This window comes from Achromobacter xylosoxidans A8 (assembly GCF_000165835.1).
In the GTDB taxonomy this organism is placed as follows: Bacteria; Pseudomonadota; Gammaproteobacteria; order Burkholderiales; family Burkholderiaceae_B; genus Achromobacter; species Achromobacter xylosoxidans_B.
In genome coordinates this window covers 1,920,786-1,944,033 of sequence record NC_014640.1, presented here as the reverse complement: position 1 = coordinate 1,944,033, position 23,248 = coordinate 1,920,786, and the positions used below count along the sequence as shown (strand labels likewise).

19 protein-coding genes are annotated in these 23,248 nt (G+C 67.3%); 8 read left to right on the top strand and 11 right to left on the bottom strand.

Features of this window, described 5'->3' with window-relative positions; translation table 11 throughout:
- Positions 1-23: 23 nt before the first annotated feature.
- Together AXYL_RS09035 and AXYL_RS09030 are read right to left on the bottom strand one after the other, a co-directional pair.
- Positions 24-1,814, bottom strand: coding sequence for a putative 2-aminoethylphosphonate ABC transporter permease subunit (locus AXYL_RS09035; RefSeq protein WP_041652952.1), 1,791 nt, complete (start codon positions 1,812-1,814; stop codon positions 24-26).
- Positions 1,792-2,865: a putative 2-aminoethylphosphonate ABC transporter ATP-binding protein gene (locus AXYL_RS09030; protein ID WP_013392488.1), complete on the bottom strand. Its 1,074-nt coding sequence runs from the start codon at positions 2,863-2,865 to the stop codon at positions 1,792-1,794. Before AXYL_RS09030 ends, AXYL_RS09035 begins: the two co-directional genes overlap by 23 nt.
- Positions 2,866-3,014: 149 nt before the next feature.
- On the opposite strand from AXYL_RS09030, the gene AXYL_RS09025 reads away from it, so the two are divergent.
- Together AXYL_RS09025 and AXYL_RS09020 are read left to right on the top strand one after the other, a co-directional pair.
- On the top strand, positions 3,015-3,878 hold the full coding sequence (locus tag AXYL_RS09025) for a LysR family transcriptional regulator (RefSeq protein WP_013392487.1): 864 nt from the start codon (positions 3,015-3,017) through the stop codon (positions 3,876-3,878).
- Between the two features lie 38 nt (positions 3,879-3,916).
- The gene (locus AXYL_RS09020; protein WP_013392486.1) at positions 3,917-4,486 is read left to right on the top strand and encodes a phosphonate degradation HD-domain oxygenase; all 570 of its coding nucleotides are present in this window, start codon (positions 3,917-3,919) and stop codon (positions 4,484-4,486) included.
- Here AXYL_RS09020 and AXYL_RS09015 read toward each other — a convergent pair.
- Positions 4,464-5,597: an MFS transporter gene (locus AXYL_RS09015; RefSeq protein WP_049797910.1), complete on the bottom strand. Its 1,134-nt coding sequence runs from the start codon at positions 5,595-5,597 to the stop codon at positions 4,464-4,466. The two genes, AXYL_RS09020 and AXYL_RS09015, sit on opposite strands and share 23 nt — an antisense overlap.
- 218 nt (positions 5,598-5,815) lie before the next feature.
- Between AXYL_RS09015 and AXYL_RS09010 the strand changes: the two genes are divergently transcribed.
- Entirely contained in the window at positions 5,816-6,739 is a 924-nt protein-coding gene (locus tag AXYL_RS09010; RefSeq protein WP_013392484.1) for a LysR family transcriptional regulator, read from the top strand.
- A gap of 82 nt (positions 6,740-6,821) precedes the next feature.
- Here AXYL_RS09010 and AXYL_RS09005 read toward each other — a convergent pair whose 3' ends face one another.
- Both AXYL_RS09005 and AXYL_RS09000 read right to left on the bottom strand, forming a co-directional pair.
- Positions 6,822-7,673, bottom strand: a complete 852-nt coding sequence (locus AXYL_RS09005) for a sulfurtransferase (RefSeq protein WP_013392483.1) — start codon at positions 7,671-7,673, stop codon at positions 6,822-6,824.
- 37 nt (positions 7,674-7,710) lie between these two features.
- Complete coding sequence (locus tag AXYL_RS09000) at positions 7,711-8,565, bottom strand: DMT family transporter (RefSeq protein WP_041652943.1); 855 nt, start codon at positions 8,563-8,565, stop codon at positions 7,711-7,713.
- A 152-nt stretch (positions 8,566-8,717) separates the two neighbouring features.
- Between AXYL_RS09000 and htpX the strand changes: the two genes are divergently transcribed.
- Positions 8,718-9,599, top strand: coding sequence for a protease HtpX (htpX, locus tag AXYL_RS08995; RefSeq protein WP_013392481.1), 882 nt, complete (start codon positions 8,718-8,720; stop codon positions 9,597-9,599).
- A 227-nt stretch (positions 9,600-9,826) separates the two neighbouring features.
- Positions 9,827-10,954, top strand: coding sequence for a lactonase family protein (locus AXYL_RS08990; RefSeq protein ID WP_013392480.1), 1,128 nt, complete (start codon positions 9,827-9,829; stop codon positions 10,952-10,954).
- A gap of 39 nt (positions 10,955-10,993) precedes the next feature.
- On the opposite strand, the gene AXYL_RS08985 is transcribed toward AXYL_RS08990, so the two are convergent.
- Positions 10,994-12,385, bottom strand: coding sequence for an L-serine ammonia-lyase (locus AXYL_RS08985; RefSeq protein WP_013392479.1), 1,392 nt, complete (start codon positions 12,383-12,385; stop codon positions 10,994-10,996).
- Positions 12,386-12,558: 173 nt separating this feature from the next.
- Between AXYL_RS08985 and AXYL_RS08980 the strand changes: the two genes are divergently transcribed.
- Positions 12,559-14,220, top strand: coding sequence for a Na/Pi cotransporter family protein (locus AXYL_RS08980; protein WP_013392478.1), 1,662 nt, complete (start codon positions 12,559-12,561; stop codon positions 14,218-14,220).
- Positions 14,221-14,297: 77 nt separating this feature from the next.
- Here the strand turns inward: AXYL_RS08980 and AXYL_RS08975 are convergent, their stop codons facing one another.
- From AXYL_RS08975 to polA, 3 genes are all read right to left on the bottom strand, one after another.
- Positions 14,298-15,086, bottom strand: a complete 789-nt coding sequence (locus AXYL_RS08975) for a dienelactone hydrolase family protein (protein ID WP_013392477.1) — start codon at positions 15,084-15,086, stop codon at positions 14,298-14,300.
- Positions 15,087-15,158: 72 nt separating this feature from the next.
- Positions 15,159-15,998, bottom strand: a complete 840-nt coding sequence (locus AXYL_RS08970) for a ZIP family metal transporter (RefSeq protein WP_013392476.1) — start codon at positions 15,996-15,998, stop codon at positions 15,159-15,161.
- A 114-nt stretch (positions 15,999-16,112) separates the two neighbouring features.
- Complete coding sequence (gene polA / locus AXYL_RS08965; RefSeq protein ID WP_013392475.1) at positions 16,113-18,830, bottom strand: DNA polymerase I; 2,718 nt, start codon at positions 18,828-18,830, stop codon at positions 16,113-16,115.
- 64 nt (positions 18,831-18,894) lie between these two features.
- On the opposite strand from polA, the gene AXYL_RS08960 reads away from it, so the two are divergent.
- Entirely contained in the window at positions 18,895-19,521 is a 627-nt protein-coding gene (locus AXYL_RS08960) for a TIGR00730 family Rossman fold protein (protein WP_041652933.1), read from the top strand.
- Positions 19,522-19,711: 190 nt separating this feature from the next.
- Here the strand turns inward: AXYL_RS08960 and AXYL_RS08955 are convergent, their stop codons facing one another.
- Complete coding sequence (locus tag AXYL_RS08955) at positions 19,712-21,136, bottom strand: M20 family metallopeptidase (protein WP_013392473.1); 1,425 nt, start codon at positions 21,134-21,136, stop codon at positions 19,712-19,714.
- A 42-nt stretch (positions 21,137-21,178) separates the two neighbouring features.
- Entirely contained in the window at positions 21,179-22,162 is a 984-nt protein-coding gene (locus AXYL_RS08950; RefSeq protein ID WP_013392472.1) for a Bug family tripartite tricarboxylate transporter substrate binding protein, read from the bottom strand.
- Between the two features lie 104 nt (positions 22,163-22,266).
- Here AXYL_RS08950 and AXYL_RS08945 point away from each other — a divergent pair, with 104 nt between their 5' ends.
- Positions 22,267-23,229, top strand: coding sequence for a LysR family transcriptional regulator (locus AXYL_RS08945; RefSeq protein WP_237709986.1), 963 nt, complete (start codon positions 22,267-22,269; stop codon positions 23,227-23,229).
- Positions 23,230-23,248 lie beyond the last annotated feature (19 nt).

The following is a 23,248-nucleotide window of genomic DNA, read 5'->3' as shown; positions in this document are numbered from 1 at the left end:
GAGGGTCTTCCTTGAAAAATCGTTCAATGGGCCGCGGGACGGCGCCAGGCCTGGCTGCGCGCCACCAGCGCGCGGCTGGCCAGATGCAGGACCATGGCAGCGGCGGCCGAGCTGGCCATGATCACGGTGCACATGGCGGCGGCGGGGCCAATGAAGCCGGCGTCATCCATGTTCAGCACCGCGACCGCGGCCAGCACCGTCGAAGGGCTGTACAGGAATACGACTGCGGACACCGTCGTCATGGCGGAAACAAACAGATAGCGGGCCACGTCCAGCGCCGCAGGCAGGCACATCGGCAGGGTCACGCGCAGGAAGGTCGTCAGGCGCGGCACCTTCAGCGACGCCGAGGCCGCTTCGAACTCGGGGTCCAGCGCGTTGAGCGCGGTGGCGGCCGTCAGGTGCGCGCTGGTATAGAAGTGGATGACGGTGCACAGGACCAGCAGCGGCATGGTGCCGTACAGCACGTTCAGCGGGTTCGACAGGCTGTTGAAGAAGAAGATGTAGCCCAGGCCCAGCACCAGGCCGGGCACGGCCATGGGCATCAGCGCCAGCATGCCGACCATGCCGCGCAGGCCGCGCGCCAGCTGGCCGCGGGCGGGCACCTTCTCCATCATCCATGCGCCCGTGAAGACCACGGCCGTGCCGATCAGGGCAGTGCAGAACGCCAGCTGCAGGCTATTGCGCCAGGCCAGCCAGCCGCCGCCGTCCATATTGTCGAAGTCATACGAACGCAGCGACATCGACAGGTTGTAAGGCCACATCTTCACGAAGGACGCCCACACCGCCACGCCGATGATCAACAGCAGGAACGCCGCCAGCACGCCGGCCAGCGTCAGGAAGGCGGCATCGCGGCGGCGGTTGGGGCCGGCGGCGTAGGGCTGGGCCCGGCCGCTCATCTGGGCGCCCTGACGGGCGCGCAGCCGCCGGTCCAGGGCGAAGGTCAGGATCGCCGGGAGCAGCAGCAGGATGCCGATGGCCGCGCCCTTGGGGAAATTCTGCTGGCCGACCACGGCCTTGTAGGCCTCCATCGCCAGCACGTTGTAGTCGCCGCCCACGACCTTGGGCACGCCGAAGTCGGTCACCGTCAGCGTGAACACCACGCAGCAGGCCGAGAACACGGCGTAGCGGGTACCCGGCAGGGTCACCGTCAGGAAGGTTCGCAAGGGGCCGGCGCCCATGGCGCGCGCGGCGTCGTAGAGACGGCCGTCGGCCAGGGCCAGGCCGGTCAGAAGAATCATGAGCGCGTGCGGGAAGGTATAGAACGCCTCGCCCACGACGATGCCCCAGAAGCCGTAGATGGTCGCGCCGCCGGTCAGGCCCTTGAGCAGGCCCTGGTTGCCCAGCAGGTACACCAGCGCAATGCCCGGCAGCAGCGACGGCGCCAGCAACGGCAGCAAGGCGACGGTGCGCAGCAGGCCCTTGCCCGGCAGGCGCGTGCGCGTCAGGCCGTAGGCGAATCCGTAGGCGCAGGGCACCACCAGCAGCGTGGTCACGACGCCTACCGCGAGGCTGCGCGCGACCATGGCCATGAAGCCGTCGCCGCCGATGATGTCCGCCAGCACCGACAACCCGGCCCAGGCGCCGTCGCTGTCGGTCACCGACCGGATCAGGATCGCGGCCAGCGGCAGCGCCAGGAACAGCAGCAGGCCCAGCGCCAGGGCGCCCTGCCCGGTGGCGAAGCCAAGGGCACCGATCCAGGCCGGCAGCGGGCGGCGGCCGAGCATCGGCGCAGGCGCCGCGATGCTGGCTGGGGCCGGGGCGGCCGTGGTGGAGGAACGGTTCATGGCGGGATCAAGCGTAGGCGCGTATCGCATGGCGCGGCAGCTCCACCCAGCAGCGGCTGGCGGCGTGAGGACCCAGCAGGGCGTCTCCGATTTCGGGGGACACGATGGAATGCACCGTGCTGCCGGGCACGCCTTCCAGGCGCAAGGCCAGGCGATAGCCTCGGCCCAGGAACACGCCGTCGAGCACGTCGGCCAGCATGGCATTCGGCTGCTCCGGCCGAGCGGTGCTGACGCGCACCGCTTCCGGCCGCACGAACAGCTTGCCGCTGGCGGCGTCCAGCGCCTCGTCCACGGCCAGCTCCTGGCGTCCCACGCGGGCGCGGTGCGCATCCAGGCGTTCGAACGGCAGCCAGTTCGCTTCGCCCACGAAATCGGCGATGAAGGCCGAACCCGGCTGGCGGTAGAGTTCCCGCGGCGTGCCGTATTGCTCGATGATGCCGCCATTCATGACGGCGATGCGGTCGGCCATCACCATGGCCTCTTCCTGGTCATGCGTGACCATCAGCGTGGTGATGGACAGGCGCTTCTGCAGGGCGCGCAGTTCGATGCGCAGATGCTCGCGGACGCGGGCGTCCAGCGCCGACATGGGCTCGTCCAGCAGCAACAGCGACGGCGACGGCGCCAGCGCGCGCGCCAAAGCCACGCGCTGCTGCTGCCCGCCGGAAATCTGTCCCGGATACTTGTCGGCCGCGCCAGCCAGCCCGACCAGCGTCAGCATTTCCTCGACGCGGTTGGCGACGTGGTTGCGGTGCGCGCGCTTGCCGCTCAGGCCGTAGGCCACGTTCTGGGCCACGGTCAGATTGGGAAACAGCGCATACGACTGGAACAGGATGCCGTAGTCGCGCGCCTGCGGTTCAGCATGCGAGATGTCGCGCCCGGACAGCACGATGGTGCCGCTGTCCTGCCGCTCCAGGCCGGCGATGGCGCGCAGCAAGGTGGTCTTGCCGCAGCCCGAGGGCCCCAGCAGGCACACCAGCTCCCCGGCGCGGATGTCGAGCGAGACGTCCGACAGCGCGGTATGGCTGCCAAAGCGCTTCACCAGATGCCTGACAGAGAGAAATGCGGTATCGCGTTCGGCCATGGGGCCTCCGGTTTGGGAACGAAGGCAGTATGGAAGACGCGTATTGAGTGTTTATGACACTTCGCGCAAATGCAGTAATAAAAACATCAAATTATTTTGGTGTACTGGCGGTCTTGCGCATTGCGCCCATATTCCGCCCCCAAAAAACCGTGCTTGTCGCCGAACTCAAATCCTTCTACGCCGTGGCCCGCTGCGGCACCGTCACCAAGGCCGCCGCCCAGTTGGGCGTCAGCCAGCCCACGGTGACGGGGCAATTGCGCCAGTTGGAGTCCCGTTACGGCGTCGAACTGTTTCATCGCCAGGGGCGCGGCATGCGCCTGTCGGACGCCGGCCACAGCCTGATGCCCATGGTGGAGAAGCTGGTCCAGCAGGAAACCGAGATCGATTTCCGCCTGCGCGACGCCAGCGACCTGCGCGAAGGCAATCTGCGCATCGGCGCCACCGGCCCCTACTACATCATGGATACGGTGCGCGCCTACAACCAGCGCTACCCGGGCATAGACCTGACCCTGGCCATCGGCAATTCGCAGACCATGCTGCAGGCGCTGCATGACTATCGCATCGAGATTGCCACCTCATCCTTTCTGATGGATGACAAGCACCTGTACCGGCGCATGATCGCCGCCGATCCCATCCGGGTGGTGGCGCATCGCGGCCATCCGCTGGCGCGCCACAGCCAGGTCCGCCTGGCCGATCTGGCCGAACACGCGCTGCTGTTGCGCGAACCCGGCTCCATGACGCGGCAACTGACGGAAGACGCCTTGCTGGCGGCCGGCGTCGCCGTGCGCCGCACGCTCGAAATCGGCAGCCGCGAGTCGATCCGCCAGGCCATCCTGTGCGGACTGGGGATCAGCCTGATCCCCTCGCGCGAGATTCCCTCTCATCCCGAACTGGCGGCCCTGGACATCGAGGGCGCCGACATCGTGATGCATGAATACCTGTACTGCCTGCGCGAGCGCCAACCGGTGCAGTTGATCGCGCGCTTTCTGGAGATGGCGCCAGCCGCCGGCTGAGCGCCGCCCTCCCCTATGCGGCCACCCAGGAGACAACCATGGCCTTGACCCTGCAAGATATCGAACAGATTTTCCTGGAGCGCGGGCACCGCTCCTACGACGGCGAATCCGTCAGCCACCTGCGGCATGCGCTGCAAACCGCGGCGCTGGCCGAACGCCACGGCGCCGGCGCCCACCTGATCACCGCCAGCCTGCTGCACGACCTGGGCCACCTTATCGCCGACCGGCCGGGCACGCCCACGCTGCGCGGCCTCGACGACAAGCACCAGTACTTCGTGCTGCCCTTCCTGCGCGGCCTGTTCGGCCCGGCGGTGCTGGACCCGATCCGGCTGCATGTGGAGGCCAAGCGCTACCTCTGCTATGTGGAACCGCAATATGAAGCGTCGCTCTCGGAGGATTCGAAGCGCAGCCTGGCGCTGCAGGGGGGCAGTTTCGATGCGGGCCAGGCGGTGGATTTTGCGAGCATGCCGGGCGCGCCGGATGCGATCCGCCTGAGGCGCTGGGACGACATGGCCAAGGTCCCCGGCTTGGCCACGCCGCCCCTGGATCACTTCCTGGAGATCGCCGAGAGCGTCTCCGGGCGGGTCAAGCTGGCTGCCATCTGGTAGGGCTGGCGGGAAAACCGTGCGTCCTGGCGGCCCAGACGACCGCCAGCGTCGCCGCCAGCAGCGCCAGCAGGGCTGGCACGAATGCAGCCACGCCCAGGCGTTCGAGCAACGCGCCGCCAACCACGCCGCCCGCGGCGATGGCCGTGTTCCACGCCGTCACCAGCATGGACTGCGCGACGTCCGCGGCATCGCCGGCCGTCTTGGCCAGCGCCGTCTGGAACAACGTCGGCGAGCCGCCGAACGCCACGCCCCAGGCGCCCACAGACAGATAGAGCATGGCCGGCATGCCGCCCGCGATGCCCAGCGCCAGCGCGGCCAGGCCGAACAGGGCTATGCAGGCCAGGGTCAGCGCCCGCAGATGGCGATCGATCAACGCTCCTACCACCCAGATGCCGAGCAGCGAACTCAGTCCGAACACCAGCAACACCAGTTCGGTGCTGGCAGCCATCCCCACCGAGGCCAGGAACGGCGCGATATAGATGTAGAGAATGTTGTGCGCCAGCACGAACGCCAGCACCGCGAACAGCACCGGACGCACGCCGGGCAGCAGGAATACGCGCCGTAGCGGCAGTTGCCGGCCCCGGGTTTGTCCCGCAAAGTCCGGCACCCGCAGGCGCACCCAGACCATCAGGATGAGCGCCAGCCCGCTCATGATGCCGAAGCCGATGCGCCAGCCCCACAGCGAGCCCAGCAAGGTTCCGGCCGGCACGCCCAGCGACAGCGCCAGCGGCGCGCCCAGCATCGCCACCGCGATTGCGCGGCCCTGCTGGTGCGCCGGCACCATGCGCGCGGCGTAGCCGGCCACCAAGGCCCACAACAGCCCCGCCGACATGCCCGCCAGGAAGCGCGCAGCCATCGTCAGTACATAGGCGGATGACAGCGCGGTCACGGTATTGGCCAGCACGAACCCGGCGATCGCCGCCAGCAGCAGCGGACGCCGGCGGACGCCCCGGGTGGCGGCGACCAGCGGAATCGCCGCCACCAGCGAGCCGATCGCGTAGATGGTGACGGTCTGGCCGATGCTGGCCTGGGACACGGCCAGGCCCTGCGCCATCTGCGGCAGCAGCCCGGCCGGCAGCGCCTCGGTCAGGATCGTGATGAAGCCCGCCATGGCCAGCGCCAGCAGGGAGCCCCACCGCAAGCGATCGCAAGCGGCAGCGGGGGGATGCGCGGGCGCAGGGCGCGGGCGCGAGGAAAACGCGGAATCTGTCATGGGTGGCATCTAGGTTGAAGCAGGAGAACCCAGACAATAGATGCGCCGGGATTAAAGAAAAAGTAGGCTACATTTCCTTCTTATGCGGAACTGGATGTCCGCAATCGAGGAAAGAAATGGACAGCCTGAATGGCTTTGTCGTGTTTGTGCAGGTGGCCGAAACGCGCAGCTTCGTCGCCGCCGGCCGGCAGCTCGGCGTGTCGGCCTCCGCCATCGGCAAAAGCGTGGCGCGGCTGGAAGCAAAGCTGGGGGTGCGCCTGTTCCACCGCAGCACGCGCAGCGTCACGCTGACGGCCGAAGGCATGCTGTTCCTGGAACGCAGCCGCCGCATCCTGGCCGAAATCGAGGCGGCCGAACTGGAGCTGTCGCGTGCGGCAGGCGCGCCGCGCGGACGCCTGCGCGTCAGCCTGCCGCTGGTCAGCGGACTGGTGCTGCCGATACTAGGCGAGTTCATGCGCGAATATCCGGAGATCGAACTCGATCTGGATTTCACCGACCGCATGGTGGATGTGATTGAAGAAGGCTTCGATGCCGTGGTACGCACGGGCGAACCGGCCGACTCCCGCCTGTCGGCGCGCCGCCTGGGTTCATTCCAGATCCTGCTGGTCGCCTCGCCCGCCTATCTGGCCAGCCGGGGCACGCCCCGGACGCCGGCCGATCTGTTGCATCACAGCTGCCTGCACTACCGCTTTCCCAGCAGCGGCAAGCTGGAGACCTGGGCGCTGCGGCAAGCCGAAGGCGAACCAGAACTGCAACTGCCCGTCTCGATGATCTGCAACAACATCGAGACGCGCGCCTGCTTCGCGCTGCAAGGGTTGGGGATAGCCTACCTGCCGGACTTCGCCATCCGCGAGCCATTGGCGGATGGAAGCCTGGTGCAGGTCCTGGCGGGACAGGCGGAGCGCACCAACGTCTTCCATGTGCTCTGGCCCGCCAGCAAGCAGCCGTCGCCCAAGGTACGGGCCCTGGTCGATTTTCTCTGCTCGAGAGTGTTCGCGGACGCCAAGGCGGCCAAGTCCGCCGGCCGGTCCAGGCGATAGGAAGCCGCCCGGCGCGCCGTCCCGCAAAGTCCCGGCGGCTTGCGGCAAGAAAGCCGGGGCGTTGCGCCCCGGCCTGCAGAACCTACGCGCCCGTGGCCACCGGCCGGGCCGGGTCGCTGCACCACTCGCTCCAGGAGCCCGGGTACAGGCGCGACCCTGACAAGCCGGCGATCTCCATCGACAGCAGATTGTGGCAGGCCGTAATGCCCGAGCCGCACTGGTGCACGATGGCTGCGGGATCGCGGCCGTCCAGCAGGCTGGCGAATTCCTCGCGCAATTGCGCGGCGGGCTTGAAGCGGCCGTCGGCCTGGAGGTTCTCGCCGTTGGGGCGGTTCAGCGCACCCGGAATGTGGCCTGCCACCGGATCCATGGGCTCGACCTCGCCGCGGTAGCGGTTGACCGCGCGCGCATCGATCACGGTGAAAGCCTGGCGGGAAATATTGTCCAGCACCGCCTGGGCGTTTACCGAACCCGCGAGCGAGGCACCCGGCTCGACCGGATCGCCCGCGCGCACGGCGGCCGCGGCTTCGGTCGTGGTCGGCAGTCCGGCCGCGGTCCACGCCTGCCAGCCGCCATCCAGCACGGCCACCTGATCGTGTCCCAGCCAACGCAGCATCCACCACAGGTGCGCGGCGTACATGCCGCCGCTGGCGTCGTAGGCCACCACCAGGGTCTGGGGCGTGACGCCATGCGCGGCCATCAACGCGCCGAATTCGCCGCGCGAGGGCAAGGGATGGCGGCCGTTCTTGCCGGTGCGGGCCGCGGACAGCTCGGTTTCATGGTCCAGGTAGCGGGCGCCGGGGATATGGCCGGCGTCATAGGCCTGACGGCCCGCCGCGTGGTTGCTCAGGTCGTGGCGCACATCGAACACGCGCACATCGGGCGCATCCAGGCGCGCGGCCAGGTCGGCGGCGGAAATCAGGGTCATCGTCATTCGGTGTGCTCCTGTAATGGTGCGTAGCTGTCGCGGGTCAGGCCGGCTTGGGATCGCGCATGGTGCGCCATATCGACAGCAGGCCCGCGAAAATGATCAGGCCCATCCCGGCCCAGGCCAAGGCGTCCAGCTGCTCGCCCCAGATACCCATGCCCAGCAAGGCCGCGAAGATGATGGTGCTGTACTGCAGTGCCGCGGTCAGCAACGCCGACCCCAGGCCGAAGGCCCGGGTCATGGCCAGCTGCCCGAAAAGCCCCGTCACACCCACGCCCAGCAGCGACAGATAGCCGGTCCAGTCGGCGTAGCCCCAGCCCTCGAACAGCAGTCCGGCCAGGCTGGACACGCACACGGCCACGGAGAAGAACAGCACGGTACGCCACTCGGGTTCCCCGACCCGGCCCAGTTGGCGGATCTGCATCATGGCGATGGCCGACATGGCGCCGGCGGTCATTCCCAGCAAGGCGGCCAGCCACTGGTCTTCGTTGATGCTGGGCCGCAGGACCGCGATCACGCCCAGGAACCCCAGCGCCACCGCCATAATGCGCACGGGGTCGCGCTGCGCCCCGCCCCAGCCCAGCATCCAACAGGCGATGAACAGCGGCGCGGTGTAATTCAGGCTGGTGGCCGTGGCCAGGGGCAGATGGGCGATGGCGAAAAAGCCCAGCCACATCGACGTGACGCCAGACAGGTTGCGCCACAGGTGCAGTTTCCAGCTGACGGGAATGATGGACTGGCGGCCGGCGCGGGCCCAGATCAGCAGCAGGATGACCGACGGCAGTCCGCGAAAGAGCACCACTTGCGGCAGCGAGGCGCCATGCTCGGTGCCGAGCTTCACGAACGAACCCATGATGGCGAACATGGCGGACGCCAGCAACATCCAAAGTGCCTGCATGGGGGGTCTACGCTAAGGGAAAAGTGAGGAGGAATAAGGGAAAGCGATACTATACTCTCCGTCACCGGAAGCGGCGCCGCGAGTCGGGGAACTGGCGGGCCGCAGCAGTGTCGAATCCCGGCATATCCTGCTCGCAGAGGAACACAAAAAACATGAAACGCATTGTCTTGTTCGTCCTGACCAACCTGGCCGTCATGCTCGTGCTGTCGGCCACGCTGCGCATCCTGGGCGTGGACCGCTACATCACCGCCAACGGCCTGAACCTCAACGCCCTGCTGATCTTCTCGGTCGTGGTGGGCTTCACCGGCGCGATCATCTCGCTCTTGATCAGCAAGCCCATGGCCAAGTGGAGCACCGGCGCCCAGGTGCTGGACCCGAACTCGCCGCGCAACCAGCGCGAAGCCTGGCTGGTCGACACCGTGCACCAGCTGGCCGACCGCGCCGGCATCGGCCGCCCGGAAGTCGCCATCTATGAAGGCGCGCCCAACGCCTTCGCCACCGGCGCGTTCAAGAACGACTCCCTGGTCGCCGTGTCCACCGGGCTGCTGGAAAGCATGAGCGAAGAAGAAGTCGCCGCCGTGCTGGCCCACGAAGTCGCCCACATCGCCAACGGCGACATGGTCACGCTGACCCTGATCCAGGGCGTGGTGAACACCTTCGTCGTGTTCCTGGCGCGCGTGGTCGGCTACTTCATCGACCGCGTGGTGTTCAAGAACGAACGCGGCATCGGCCCGGGCTACTACATCACCGTACTGGTCTGTGAGATCATTTTCGGCGTCCTGGCCTCGATCATCGTGGCCTGGTTCTCGCGCCAGCGCGAATACCGCGCCGACGCCGGCTCGGCCCACCTGATGGGCGCCCGCGAACCCATGATCCGCGCCCTGGCCCGCCTCGGCGGCCTGGAGCCGGGCGAACTGCCCAAGTCCTTCGAGGCCTCGGGCATCACCGGCAAGGGCGGCCTGGCGGCCATGTTCGCCTCGCACCCGCCGATTCCGGCCCGCATCGCCGCGCTGCAGAACGCCCGCGTGATCTAAGCCTTTCGCTCAGACGGGCCTCGCGCCCTGCAGCCCTGACTCGATGGCCCGCTTGCGCGGGCCATCGTCTTTTCCGGCTCCGGCCAAAAAAAGGCCCCCAGGATGCGAGGCAGACCCCGAAGAGGACTAACGATCAGGCATTCCTGCTTCAATGGGGTGGGCGCATAATTTCAGGGGCCTGGCGCCGGTCCTGGCTGTATGGATAGACGTGATGTCGAGGGCAGACCGTGTCTGAATCGAGTACGCACTCCCCGGCCCGCGGAACGGGCAGCTGGCTGGTTGCCGTGGGCACGTATACGCGGCCGATGCCGCATGTGCACGGCATAGGGCGCGGCATCCACTTGCTGAGGTTCGACGCCGCGACGGCCACGCTGCGTGAATTGCAGGTGGACAGCCATGGCGTCAATCCCTCTTACCTGTGCCATTCCGCGTCCCTCGGCCTGCTGTATGGCGTGAGCGAGCAGGAAGTAGGCGCCAGCATCGACGTCTACGCGGTCGACGACGCGGCCACGCTGCAGCATTTGCTCAATGTGCCTACCCCTGGCGCCAGCCCTTGCCACATCAGCCTGACCCCTGCGGCGGACCGCCTCTTCGTATCCAACTATGGCAGCGGCGAAGTCCTGAGCTACCGGCTCGACGGACAGGGGTTGCCCAGCGCCCCGCCCGACATCATCGTGCGCCATGGCAGCGGTCCGCGCAGCGACCGCCAGGCGAGCCCCCATGTGCATTGCGCCCAGCCGACCCCGTCCGGCGATGCGGTCTACCTGTGTGACTTGGGTACCGACAGCGTCGCCCGCCATGCCTTGCGGGGCGCCGCGCTGGATCTGCTCCCGGACCTGCAGGTGCAGATAGGTCCAGGTTCCGGGCCGCGCCACCTGCGGCTGAATCCGGCCGGTACCCGCGCCTTCGTGCTCAACGAACTGTCCAATAGCGTGAGCGTCGTTCAACTGCCCACGGCACGCGATCCCCATGCACACGCGCTCGCCCGGATCGGCACGCTGCCGGCAGATTGGCGCAACGCCAACTCCGCGTCCGCGCTTTGCCTGCATCCGAGCGGACGCTGGCTCTACGCGACCAACCGCGGCCACGACAGCATCGCAGGATTTCGGCTATTGGAATCCGCCCCTTGGCTTGAGCCGATAGGCTTGTGGCCCGCCGGCGGGCGCACCCCGCGGGACGCCGCCATCACCCCGGACGGCGGCTTCCTGCTGGTCGCCAGCCAGGACGAGCACCGCATTTCCTGCCTGCGCATCGACCCGGACAGCGGCCAGCTGCAGCCTGCAGGCGTGCCGTTTGCCATTTCCTCCCCGGCCTGCGTTCTTCCCTTGCTTCGGAAAGGAACCCCGAGGCCATGACAGCCGCTCGCCCTCCCGCATCGTCGTCACCCCGTGCCCTCAGCACTCGACAATGTTCACCGCCAGCCCGCCGCGCGCGGTTTCCTTGTACTTGGTCTTCATGTCGGCGCCGGTTTCGCGCATGGTCTTGATGACGGAATCCAGCGACACGTAATGCTGGCCGTCGCCGCGCAGCGCCATGCGGGCGGCGTTGACGGCCTTGATGGAGGCCATGGCGTTGCGCTCGATACAGGGGATCTGGACCAGGCCGCCGACCGGGTCGCAGGTCAGGCCCAGGTTGTGCTCCATGCCGATCTCGGCCGCGTTCTCGACCTGTTCGACCGTGCCGCCCAGGGCCGCCGCCAGGCCGCCCGCCGCCATCGAACAAGCCACGCCGACTTCGCCCTGGCAGCCGACCTCGGCGCCCGACAGCGAGGCGTTGTACTTGTACAGCAGCCCCACGGCCGCCGCCGTCAGCAGGAAATCGCGCACGCCCTCGCGATTGGAGCCGGGCACGAAGCGGTCGTAGTAGTGCAGCACGGCGGGGATGATGCCGGCCGCGCCGTTGGTCGGCGCCGTCACCACGCGCCCGCCGGCGGCGTTCTCTTCGTTGACCGCCATCGCGTACAGATTGACCCAGTCCATCACGGACAGGGGATCGGACAGCGTGCGCTCGGCGCGCTGCGTCAGGTTGCGGTACAGCTCGGGCGCGCGGCGGCGCACGCGCAGGGGGCCGGGTAGCTCGCCGTCGGCCTCGGGATAGTTGATGCCGCAGCCGCGCGACACACAGTCCTGCATCACCTGCCAGATGCGGTCCAGGCCGGCGTGCACCTCGGCCTCGTCGCGCCAGGTCAGCTCGTTTTTCATCATCAGCTGCGCCACCGACAAGCCGTTCTCGCGGCACATGGACATCAGCTCGCGCCCCATGCGGAACGGGAACGGCAACTGGTCGTGCGCGGCGATGACCTGACTGTTGGAGGCGCCGGCCGTCACCACGAAGCCGCCGCCCACCGACAGGTAGCGGGCTTCGCGCAGCGATTCGCCATTGGCGTCAAACGCATGAAACTTCATGCCGTTAGGATGCTCCGCCATGGCTTCGCGGCGGTAGAACATCATGTGTTCCTTTTCCACGAAGGGAACCGGATGGCGTCCCAGCAGCGGCAACTGGCGGCTGGCGCGCACCGACGCGATCATGCCGGCGATGGCGGCAGGGTCGACGGTATCGGGCGCTTCGCCCATCAGGCCCAGCAGCACGCCCTTGTCGGTGCCGTGGCCCTTGCCCGTGGCGCCCAGGGATCCGTAGAGCTCGGCGCGCACCCAGGTCACGCTGGGCATGAGCCCGTCGCGTTCCAGGCCTTGCGCGAACAACAGGGCAGCCCGCATCGGGCCCACCGTATGGGAGCTAGACGGGCCTATGCCTATCTTGAACAGGTCGAATACGGAAACGGCCACGCAACACTCCAATGCATCTACGAAGGATGAGGCAATGATACGCGCAGCCCAGTCCGCGCGCAGCAGGCACGGCAGGCGTATGCTGTATTGAGGGGACAGGTTCCCCCGCCAGCGCCGCGCATGCGATCATTACAGAATTATTACTTGTCATAAAAGAATGGAAACACGCCAGGATGTCCGGACTTATTACCCTGCTTGACTTCGCCGGCTACGTCGCCCTGCTCCTGTGGGGCGTGCACATGGTCCAAACAGGCGTGCAGCGCGCCTTCGGGGCCGCGCTGGGCGCGGCGTTGGGCAAGGCCCTGGGCACCCGGCTGCGGGCCTTCGCCGCCGGGCTGGGCATTACCGCCGCGCTGCAGAGCAGCACCGCCACCGGCCTGATGATCACCGGCTTTGCGGCCGGCGGCGTGGTCGGCCTGGCGCCGGCCCTGGCCGCCATGCTGGGCGCCAACGTCGGCACCACGCTCATCGTCCAGCTGCTGTCCTTCGACCTGACCTCGCTCGCCCCCATCCTGATCCTGGCGGGCGTCTGGATGTTCCGCCGCTATCCGCCGGGGCGCACGCGCGACCTGGGCCGCGTCTTCATCGGCCTGGGCCTCTTGCTGCTGTCGCTGCACCAGTTGGTCGAGCTGTTCCAGCCCTTCCAGACCGCGCCCATGCTGGGCATGATCCTGGACGCGCTGTCGACCCAGCCGGTGGCCACCGTGCTGCTGGCGGCCGCCTTCACCTGGGCGGCGCATTCCAGCGTGGCCGTGGTGGTGCTGGTCATGTCGCTGGCCAGCCACCACATGGTGGCCCCGCACGTCGCATTCGCGCTGGTGCTGGGCGCCAACCTGGGCACCGCCATCAACCCCATGATCGAAGGCGTGACCGGCGACGACCCGGCCGCCCGCCGCCTGCCGCTGGGCAACCTGCTGACCCGGGTGCTGGGCGTGCTGGCCGGCCTGATCCTGCTGCCCTACCTGCAGCCGATGATGAGCGAGCTGGCGTCCGACCCGGCCCGCGCCGTGGCCAACTTCCACACGCTGTTCAACGCCGTCATCGCCCTGGTGTTCCTGCCGCTGCTGACGCCCTATGCAGCCCTGCTGACCCGCTGGCTGCCCAAACGCGCGGATCCGAACGACCCGTCGCGACCCCAGTACCTGGACGAATGGGCCCATGACGTGCCGGCCGTGGCCCTCGGCAACGCCGCGCGCGAAGCGCTGCGCATGGCCGACATGCTGCAAACCCTGCTGCTCTACGCCCGCGCCGGCTTCAAGCGCGACAACCGCCACCGCATGGTGCAGGCGCGCCAGCTGGACGCCGCGCTGGACAAGCTGGAGAACGCCATCACCACGTACCTGGCCACCCTGGACCAGGAAAACATGACGCGCGACGACATCCAGCGCCTGGACGACATCCTCGCCTTCACCAGCAATATCGGCCATGCCGGCGACATCGCCCATCACGGCCTGCTCAGCCACGTCGCCAAGCTGCGCAAGCAGGGCTGGATGTTTTCGCCCGAGCAGCGCGCCAGCCTGGACGACACGCTGGGCCAGCTCATCGCCAACCAGCGCACCGCCGCGGCCTTGTTCGTCAATGACGACCTGCGCCAGGCCCGCGCGCTGGCGGGCGAGAAGGCGCGCTTCCGCTCGATCGAAACCCATGCGGCGGATACCCACCTGCAGAAGATCAAGGCAGGCGAGGTCGACGCGGCCGAAGTGGGCGCGCTCTACCTGGATATCCTGCGCGACATGAAGGGCATCAATTCCCACCTGGTGGGCGCGGCCGCCTACCCCTTGCTGGCGCGCCACGGCGAGCTGCTGCCCAGCCGCCTGCGCGAGGCAGGGAACTGAGAAGAAGAAAAAAGCCGACCCGCGAGGTCGGCTTTTTCAAATCGCGGCAAGAGGCGCTTTCGCCCCCTGCTCCGCTCCTACAAGTACCGCTTGAACCAATCCAGCATGCGCTTCCAGCCGTCCTGCGCTGCCTCGGCCTTGTAGCTGGCGCGGTAGTCCGCCAGGAAAGCGTGGTCGGCTTCCGGGTACACCACGAACTCCGAACGCCTGGCGTTGTCGTTGCCGGTGGCCAGCTTGGCCTTCATGGTTTCGACGTCGGCCAGCGGAATGCTGGCGTCCTTGCCGCCATACAGGCCCAACACCGGCGCGTGCAGTTCGTTGACCACGTCGAAGGCAAAGCGCTTGATCAACGGGCCATGGCCCACGCTGAGCTTGCCGTACCAGGCCACGGCGGCCTTCACGTCGGGGTTGTGCGCGGCGTACATCCAGGTCAGGCGGCCGCCCCAGCAGAAGCCCGTCACCGCCACGCGCTTGGGGTCGCCGCCATGCTCGGCCGCCCAGGCCACGCTGGCGTCCAGGTCGGCAAACACCTGTTCGTCCGGCACCTTGCTGACCAGCTCGGCAATCAGTTTCGGGATGTCGGTGTAGACCGAGGCGTCGCCCTGGCGCTGGTAAAGATTGGCGGCCACGGCCAGATAGCCGGCCTTGGCGACCCGGCGGCACAGGTCCTTGATGTGCTCATGCACGCCGAAGATTTCCTGCACCACCAGTACGATGGGCAGGTCGCGCCGGCCTTCGGGCGCGGCGTAATAGGCGGCGATCGTGCCGTCGGCCACGGGCAGCTTGAAATCCCCGTGGACCAGCCCCTGGGTGTCCGTGTGGATCACGGTGGGGGCGACATTGCCGGCTGCGGCGGAAAAACTCATGAAGAACTCCTGTGTAGGGATGATCAACCAAGCCGGATATCCCGCCAGCGCCTGCATGGCCTCGCGCCGATCCTAGTGCCGGTGGACATGCTCCACTTGCGGCGCGCCACGGCCGGCTTCGGCGTCGTGGTCGTGCCCGTGGTGCATCACCGTGGTGACGCTGTAGATCAGCGCCACGCCCACGCCGACCAGCAGCAACTGCGGGACGGCATCGGCCAGGGATACCCGTTCGTGCATCTGCGGCATCAGGTCGGCCACCGAGATGTAAAGGAAGCTGCTGGCCGCAACCACCAGGACATACGGCACCCATTCTTGCGCCTGCTGCAGCACGAAGTACCCTATTATGCCGCCCACGGCTGAACACAAGCTGGTGAAGAGAATCAGCGAGAACGCGCGGCGGCGCGCCAGGCCGGCGTTCAGCAGCACCACGAAATCGCCCAGCTTGTGCGGCACTTCATGGACGATGATGGACGCCGCGGTCAACACGCCCAGCAGCGGATCGGTCAGGAAAGCCGCGGCCACCAGCACACCGTCGCACAGATTGTGCAGCGAGCTGCCGATCAGGATCAGCACCCCGCCGCGGCCCGCCTCGTGGCGGTCATGACCCTTGTGGTGATGGTGGCCGTCGCCCTCGTGGTGATGGCTGTGCCGCAGCAAGGCAATCTTCTCCAGGACGAAGAAGCCGATCAGCGACGCCAGCATCAGGCCGAACAGCACATGGGCGTCGCCCACCCCGGTCTCGAACGCCTCGGGCAGCAGATGCAGCAGCGCCACCGACAGCAGCACCCCCACCGACAGGCTGACCATGTGGTGCAGATATTGCGCGAAGACCTTGTAGGCCAGCCAACTGGCGACCAGGACAGCGATGAGCCCGCCGGTAACGGTGGCGAGCAAAATCCAGAGCAGCAACATTTGGGGGACGTGTTTTAGGCGGGGAAGCGCAACATTATATTGTTTCAATACCGAAAACGGAAATGGGCCGCCCGCAGGCGGCCCAAGTGTCCCGGGGACAGGAGGGTCCCGGCCTTAGTGGGCCTGCTCCCAGTTCTTGCCCATGCCCACCTCGGCCACCAGCGGCACGCGCAGGGTCGCCACATTGCACATCAGGCGCGGCAATGCTTCCTTGACCAGTTCCAGTTCGGCGTCCGGCGCTTCCAGCACCAGTTCATCGTGCACCTGCATGATCATGCGCGTCTGCAGCTTTTCCGCTTCCAGCCAGTCCTGCACCGCGATCATGGCCATCTTGATCAGGTCGGCCGCCGTGCCCTGCATCGGCGCGTTGATGGCGGCGCGCTCGGCCCCCTGGCGGCGCGGGCCCGAAGCGCCGCGGATTTCCGGCAGTTGCAGGCGGCGTCCGAAGACGGTTTCCACATAGCCCTGTTCGCGCGCGCGGCGGCGGGTGTCGTCCATGTACATCGCCACGCCGGGATAGCGGGCGAAATAGCGGTCGATGTAGGCCTGCGCGGCATCGCGCGTGATGCCCAGGTTGGACGCCAGGCCGAACACCCCCATGCCGTAGATCAAGCCGAAGTTGATCGCCTTGGCGGCGCGGCGCTGCTCGGTGGAGACGTCCTCCAGCGACACGCCGAAAACTTCGGAGGCCGTGGCGCGGTGGATGTCCTCGCCCGCCTCGAAGGCGCGCTGCAGATTGGCGTCGTCCGACACGTGCGCCATGATGCGCAGCTCGATCTGGGAATAGTCGGCCGACAGCAGCATGCCCTGCTCGGCAATGAACGCCTCGCGCACGCGCCGGCCGGCTTCGGTGCGCACCGGGATGTTCTGCAGGTTGGGATCGGACGAAGCCAGGCGGCCGGTGATGACCGCAGCCTGCGAATAATGCGTGTGTACCCGTCCGGTGTTCGGGTTGATCATGCGCGGCAGCTTGTCCGTGTAGGTGGACTTCAGCTTGGACAGGCCGCGGTATTCCAGCAGCACTTGCGGCAGCGGGTAATCCTGCGCCAGCTTGCTCAGCACTTCTTCGTCGGTGGACGGCGCGCCGCTGGCGGTCTTGCGGACCACCGGCAGCTGCATGCGGCCGAACAGGATCTCGCCCAGCTGCTTGGGGGAATTCAGGTTGAAGGGCTGGCCGGCCAGTTCATAGGCCTTCTGCTCGAGCTGCAGCATTTCCTGGCCCAGCTTATGGCTCTGGCGCCCCAGTTCCGCGGCATCCACCTTGACGCCATTGCGTTCGACCGTGGTCAGCACCTCAGACACCTGCATTTCCAGCAGGTAGATGCGGTTAAGCCCTTCGTCGGCCGCCACCATCGGGCGCAGCACCTGATGCAGCTGCAAGGTGAAGTCCGAGTCCTCGGCGGCGTAGTGGCCGGCCTTGTCCACCGCCACTTCGTCAAAGCCGATCTGCTTGGCGCCCTTGCCGCAGAGGTCCTCGTAGGACACGCCGCTGCGGCCCAGGTAGCGCTGGGCCAGGTCGTTCAACCCGACGCCGCGATGCGATTCCAGCACATAGGCCTGCAGCATCGTGTCTTCGGTAATGCCGGCCAGCTTGATGCCTTCGTTGGCGAACACGTGCGCGTCGTACTTGGCGTGGTGCAGCAGCTTGGCGCGCGTAGCGTCCTCCAGCCAGGGCTTCAGGCGCGCCAGGACCTCGGCCTTGGGCAACTGCGGCGCGTTGTCCGGACCGCGGTGCGCGACCGGGATGTAGCACGCCACGCCGGGCGACACCGCCAGCGACATGCCCACCATCCGCGCCTGCATTTCATCCAGCGAAGTGGTCTCGGTATCCACCGCGACCAGCGGCGCGTCCTTCAGCTTTTCCATCCAGGCGTCGAACGCGGCCCAGTCGGAGAGGATCTGATAGTCCAGTTCCACGGGCGCGGCGGGCGCCTCGTGCGCGACGCGGGCATCGCCCGCCGGCACGCGTTCAGCGTCGCCGGTCAGGTCGCGCAGCCAGGTGCGGAAACCGTAGCGCTCGTAGAGCTCGGTCAGCGTCGCCTCGTCGCGCGGGCGCGGCGTCAGGTCGTCCACCGCGTCCACGTGGCCGGCCAGGTCGCAGTCGTACTTCACGGTCAGCAATTGGCGCGTCAGCGGGAAATTCGGAATGGCCTCGCGCAGATTGCTGCCGGCGACGCCCTTGATGTCTTCCGCCCCTTCAACCAGCTTGTCAATCGAGCCGAATTCCGTAAGCCATTTGACCGCCGTCTTGGGACCCACCTTGGTCACGCCGGGGACGTTGTCCACTGCGTCCCCCACCAGCATCAGGTAATCCACGATGCGGTCGGGCGGCACGCCGAACTTGTTGACCACGCCGGCCTCGTCCAGCACTTCGCCGGTCATGGTGTTGACCAGGGTGACGTGGCTGTTGACCAGCTGCGCCAGGTCCTTGTCGCCGGTGGACACGATGGTGTACACGTCGTGCTCGGCGGCGCGCTTGGCCAGGGTGCCGATCACATCGTCGGCCTCGACCCCTTCGATGGCCAGCACCGGCCAGCCCAGCGCGCGCACGGCGCTGTGGATGGGCTCGATCTGCGCCGCCAGGTCTTCCGGCATGGGCGGGCGGTGCGATTTGTACTCCGGGTAGAGATCGTCCCGGAAGGTCTTGCCGCGGGCATCGAAAATACATGCGGCATACTCTGCCTTATGATCAGAGACAAGTTTGCGCAGCATATTCACCACGCCGTAAAGCGCCCCCGTGGGTTCGCCTTGCGCGTTGCGCAAATCAGGCATAGCGTGGAAAGCGCGGTACAAGTAACTTGAACCGTCGACCAGTAATAAGGTTTTTTTCATGGTTACAAAGGCAGATATGGCAATAGCTGCGGAAACACCCGCCAACAAACAAATTCCGCTGATTATGTCAGAGATACGGACGGCGGCAGACAAGCTCGCGAACATCGGGCCTGCTGTCAGCGTCTTCGGCAGTGCGCGAGTCAGCCGTAATTCCCCCCACTATGAAACCACCATCGCCATTTCAGCTGCTCTGGCGGATGCGGGTTTCGCGGTGATCGCCGGCGGCGGTCCCGGCATCATGGAGGCAGCCAACAAGGGCGCGTTCGAGGCAGGCGGCACCAGCATCGGGCTGAACATCAGCCTGCCCCACGAAGCGCACAACAACGAATACCAAACCATCAGCCTGTCATTCGAGTATTTTTTCTCGCGCAAGGCAACCTTCTTCATGCACAGCTTCGCCTATGTGGCGATGCCTGGCGGTTTCGGCACCCTGGATGAACTCTTCGAAGCGCTGACGCTCATCCAGACGGGCAAGGTCCCGCCCGCTCCCATCGTGCTGGTGGGCAGCGAGTACTGGTCCGGCCTGGTCGAATGGCTGGGCGGCCAAGTGCTGGCCAACGGCATGATAGGCGCGCACGACCTGGACCTCTTCATCATCGAAGACGATCCCGTCAAGGTGGTGCGCAAGGTGGTGGAATTCCACGCCAAGGTCAACTCGGACGCGCAATACGCGCCGTCCCTGCCGGCCTGAAATCGCATGTAGCTTGAGGCCCGCGCCGTCTCCAGGCCGCCCTAAGGCGGCGCTGCCCCCCGCGGGGGGCAGCAAGCGCGCGTAGCGCGCGCGACGTGGGGGCCCGCGCCGCCGCCAGGCCGCCCTAAGGCGGCGCAGCCCCCTCGGGGGGCAGCAAGCGCGCGTAGCGCGCGCGGCGTGGGGGTCCTTCCTATTGACGCATGAACGAGGGCAGCACGTCGGCCGGAATCGGGCAGACGTAGGGTTGCCCCCGGCGCGTCTCCATCAGTTCTTCCTTGGCGCGCGCCAGCGCCTCGGGTTGCGTGTACAGATCGGCGGCGGTCGCCGCGATGATCTTGGCCGCGTGCACCATGCCCTTGTGCGCCATGGACAGCTTGCCCTGCGCCACCATCTGCCAGGAATGGAACGGCGTGCCGTAGGCATAGCAGGCGCCCCAGCATTGCGCCGTGGGCGTGACCCAGCTCACGTCGCCCACGTCGGTTGAGCCATAGGTGATCTCGGCCTTGCCGGGTTCGTACGGCGCCACGCCGGTGAACAGCGGCGTGGGATTGCGCAGCACCGCGCCCAGATTCTTGCCGGCGTTGTCGATGTCGTCCGCGGAAATCGAGTCCCACATGCGGCGCGCGGCCTGCTGTTCGCCCGCACTGTAATCCGGCCCCTGCAAAGACTGCATGTTGGCGTACATGATCTGGTTGAGCACGCCGTTGGGGATGTAGTTCGAGCAGGCCTTGTCGAACACGATTTCCAGTTCGCAGCCCGTCATCAGCGCCGCGCCGCGCGCCACGTTCTGCACCCGCTCGTACAGTTCGGAGGCCTGCGAATTGATCGGCGCGCGCACCAGGTACAGCACCTCGGCGCGGGCCTGCACCACGTTGGGCGAAATGCCGCCGCTATTGGTCACGGCGTAGTGCACGCGCGCATCCGGCACCATGTGTTCGCGCAGGTAGTTCACGCCCACGTTCATCAGTTCGACCGCGTCCAGCGCGCTGCGGCCCAGGTGCGGCGAGTTCGCCGCGTGCGCCGCGATGCCGCGGAAGCGGAAGTAAGCCTGGATGTTGGCCAGCGAGGACTGGTGGAAGATGCCAGTGTGCGATGCGGGGTGCCAGGTCAGCGCCGCGTCCAGGTCATCGAACAGGCCAGCGCGCGCCATGAAGGTCTTGCCCGAGCCTCCCTCTTCCGCCGGACAGCCATAGAAGCGGATGGTGCCGGGCAGGCCGTTGGCCTCCAGGAATTCCTTCACTGCCACCGCGGCGAAATGCGCGGCGGTGCCCAGCAGGTGGTGGCCGCAGCCGTGGCCATTGCCGTTCGGCGTTTCCGGCGAAGGCTGGCAGGCGTAGGCGCCGCTTTCCTGGCTCAGGCCCGACAGCGCGTCGTACTCGCCCAGGATGCCGATCACAGGCCCGCCGCTGCCCGCCTCCGCCACGAAGGCGGTGGGAATGCCGGCGGCGTCACGCGTGACGCGAAAGCCTGCTTCCTCCAGCATCGCGATGTGCAGCTCGGCGGACTTGTGTTCGTCGTAGCGCAGTTCGGCCAGGCTCCAGATGCGGTCGCTCAGTTCCGCGTAGCGCTCGCTGCGCGCGTCGATGAACGGCGCAAGTTTTTCGATGGCACCCATTGTCTCTCCTGTGGCTGTAATGGCGGGGAAATACCGGTCAGGTCACTCGTCGAGCTTGATGCCGGCAGTTTCAATGATTTTGCGATTGGCGGCCAGCGTCTGCGCGATGCGTTCGGCGAAGGCCTGCGGCGTGCCGGCATCGGCCTGCGCGCCCATGCCCGCCAGGCGCTGCACCAGCGCCGGGTCCGCCAGCGCGCGCACCGCCGCCTCATTGAGGCGCTGCACCACGGCATCCGGCGTGCCTGCGGGCACGACCAGCCCGAACCAGGTCTGGCCCAGCGCGTTCAGCTGCGGATAACCGAGTTCGGTCATGGTCGGCAGTTCCGGCATGTCGGGCATCCGGGCCGGCGCCGACACGGCAATGGCGCGCAGCTTGCCGGCCTTGACCAGCGATTGCGCGGAGGCGTACTGGTCCTGCTGCACCTGCACCTCGCCGCCCACCGCGGCGGTCAGCGCCGGCCCCATGCCGCGGTACGGCACGTGCAGCACGTCGACCTTCAGGTCGGCATTCATGGCCGCCAGGTTCAGATGGCCCAGCGAGCCCACGCCGGGCGAACCATAGGAATACTTGCCCGGATGGGCGCGCAGCTCGGCCAGGAATTGCGCGAAATCCTGCGCCGGAAACGCCGGATTCACCATCCATACGACCGGCACCGTCGCCACCGACGCCACCGGCTTCAATTGCGTCTGCGGGTCGACGCGCTTGGTGCCGTATAGCAAGGGATTGACGGCCATGGTGCTGACCGTGGCCATGCCCAGCGTGTAGCCGTCGGGCTCGGCCCGGGCTACCGCCTCGGTGCCGAGCAGGCCGCCCGCGCCAGCGCGGTTCTCCACCACCACGCTCTGGCCCAGTTCCTTGCGCAAGCCCTCGGCCACCGCGCGCGCCAGCGCATCCGTGGATCCGCCAGGCGCAAATGGCACGATCAGCCGCAGGGGCTGGGAAGGATAGGCGCCCTGGGCGGCGGCCAGGGACGAAACACTGAAAGTTACGGCGCAAACCAGCGCGTGCAGCAGACGGGACTTCATGGACCAGCCACTCCTGGGGAACGGAAGCAATGAACGGGATCGCTGCATTGTGTCCAGGGCATATCCTTATTTCAAATACATTAATGGGTAGATATATTCATATTTTGAATATCAATCTTGCCCGCGCCATGGACGTCGCCCCCGCCACCCTGCTGTCCCGCCTGCTCGCCAAGGGCCGCCTGCGCCATCTGCAATTGCTCGCCAGCATCGCCGACCTGGGCAGCATCCAGCAGGCGGCCAGCCATATCGGCCTGAGCCAGCCTGCGGCCACCCATGCGCTGGCCGACATCGAGGACCTGCTGGGCGTAAAGCTGTTCGAGCGCCACGCCCGCGGCATGCGCACCACGCGCAGCGGCCAGCTCATGGCGGAATGCGCCCGCAGCATGCTGACAACGCTGCGCGCTTCCACGGACTCGGTGGCGGCCCTGCGTCAGGGCGCCACCGGCTACCTGCGCCTGGGCGCCATTCCCGCGGCCAGCGGCGGGCTGCTGGCCGAACGCCTGCCCGCCTACCTGAAGGCGCGGCCGGGACTGCAAGTGGAGGTCGTCGAAGGCAGCCGCGAGCAGTTGCTGCCGCAGGCGGCTGGCGGCAGCCTGGACATGCTGCTGTGCCGGCGCCCGGAAGCGGTGCCCGCCGGCCTGGAATTCGTGCCGCTGCAAGACGACGCAGCGGTGATCGTGGCCGCCGCCGGCCACCCGCTGCTGGCGCCCGACGGCGCGCCCACGCTGGCGCAGGTGGCCTCGCAGCTATGGATCGAGCCCCGGCCGGAACTGGCCATCCACGCGGTGTTTAAGGCGTTTTTCGAACGCGCCGGCGTGGTGCCCCGGCTGTGCAGGCTAAGCAGCGCCGCCCCGCCGATGCCGCTGCTCATCGCCGTGATGCAGGCCCAGGAGGCCCTGGCGATGGTGCCCCAGACCCTGGGCAACTGGTACATGCAGCATGGGCACTTCCAGCGCGTGCCGATCGAATCGCCGGGCTCGTTCCAACCCATAGGAGCAATCGCGCGCGACCAAGGGCCAGGCCGCGATTTCCTGGACTGGCTGGCGGCCAGCCGCCCCGACGGCTGATGCGGAGCCAGGCAGCCAG

Bases quoted from the DNA above. Each gene is read 5' to 3' on its own strand.
- AXYL_RS09030 (WP_013392488.1), bottom strand. From the start codon at position 2,865: ATGGCCGAACGCGATACCGCATTTCTCTCTGTCAGGCATCTGGTGAAG.
- AXYL_RS09015 (WP_049797910.1), bottom strand. From the start codon at position 5,597: ATGGCGGGCTTCATCACGATCCTGACCGAGGCGCTGCCGGCCGGGCTG.
- AXYL_RS09005 (WP_013392483.1), bottom strand. From the start codon at position 7,673: ATGACGATGACCCTGATTTCCGCCGCCGACCTGGCCGCGCGCCTGGAT.
- AXYL_RS09010 (WP_013392484.1), top strand. From the start codon at position 5,816: ATGGACAGCCTGAATGGCTTTGTCGTGTTTGTGCAGGTGGCCGAAACG.
- AXYL_RS09020 (WP_013392486.1), top strand. From the start codon at position 3,917: ATGGCCTTGACCCTGCAAGATATCGAACAGATTTTCCTGGAGCGCGGG.
- polA (WP_013392475.1), bottom strand. From the start codon at position 18,830: ATGAAAAAAACCTTATTACTGGTCGACGGTTCAAGTTACTTGTACCGC.
- AXYL_RS08980 (WP_013392478.1), top strand. From the start codon at position 12,559: ATGTCCGGACTTATTACCCTGCTTGACTTCGCCGGCTACGTCGCCCTG.
- AXYL_RS09000 (WP_041652943.1), bottom strand. From the start codon at position 8,565: ATGCAGGCACTTTGGATGTTGCTGGCGTCCGCCATGTTCGCCATCATG.
- AXYL_RS08970 (WP_013392476.1), bottom strand. From the start codon at position 15,998: ATGTTGCTGCTCTGGATTTTGCTCGCCACCGTTACCGGCGGGCTCATC.
- AXYL_RS08975 (WP_013392477.1), bottom strand. From the start codon at position 15,086: ATGAGTTTTTCCGCCGCAGCCGGCAATGTCGCCCCCACCGTGATCCAC.
- AXYL_RS08955 (WP_013392473.1), bottom strand. From the start codon at position 21,136: ATGGGTGCCATCGAAAAACTTGCGCCGTTCATCGACGCGCGCAGCGAG.
- AXYL_RS08960 (WP_041652933.1), top strand. From the start codon at position 18,895: ATGTCAGAGATACGGACGGCGGCAGACAAGCTCGCGAACATCGGGCCT.
- AXYL_RS08950 (WP_013392472.1), bottom strand. From the start codon at position 22,162: ATGAAGTCCCGTCTGCTGCACGCGCTGGTTTGCGCCGTAACTTTCAGT.
- htpX (WP_013392481.1), top strand. From the start codon at position 8,718: ATGAAACGCATTGTCTTGTTCGTCCTGACCAACCTGGCCGTCATGCTC.
- AXYL_RS09035 (WP_041652952.1), bottom strand. From the start codon at position 1,814: ATGCGATACGCGCCTACGCTTGATCCCGCCATGAACCGTTCCTCCACC.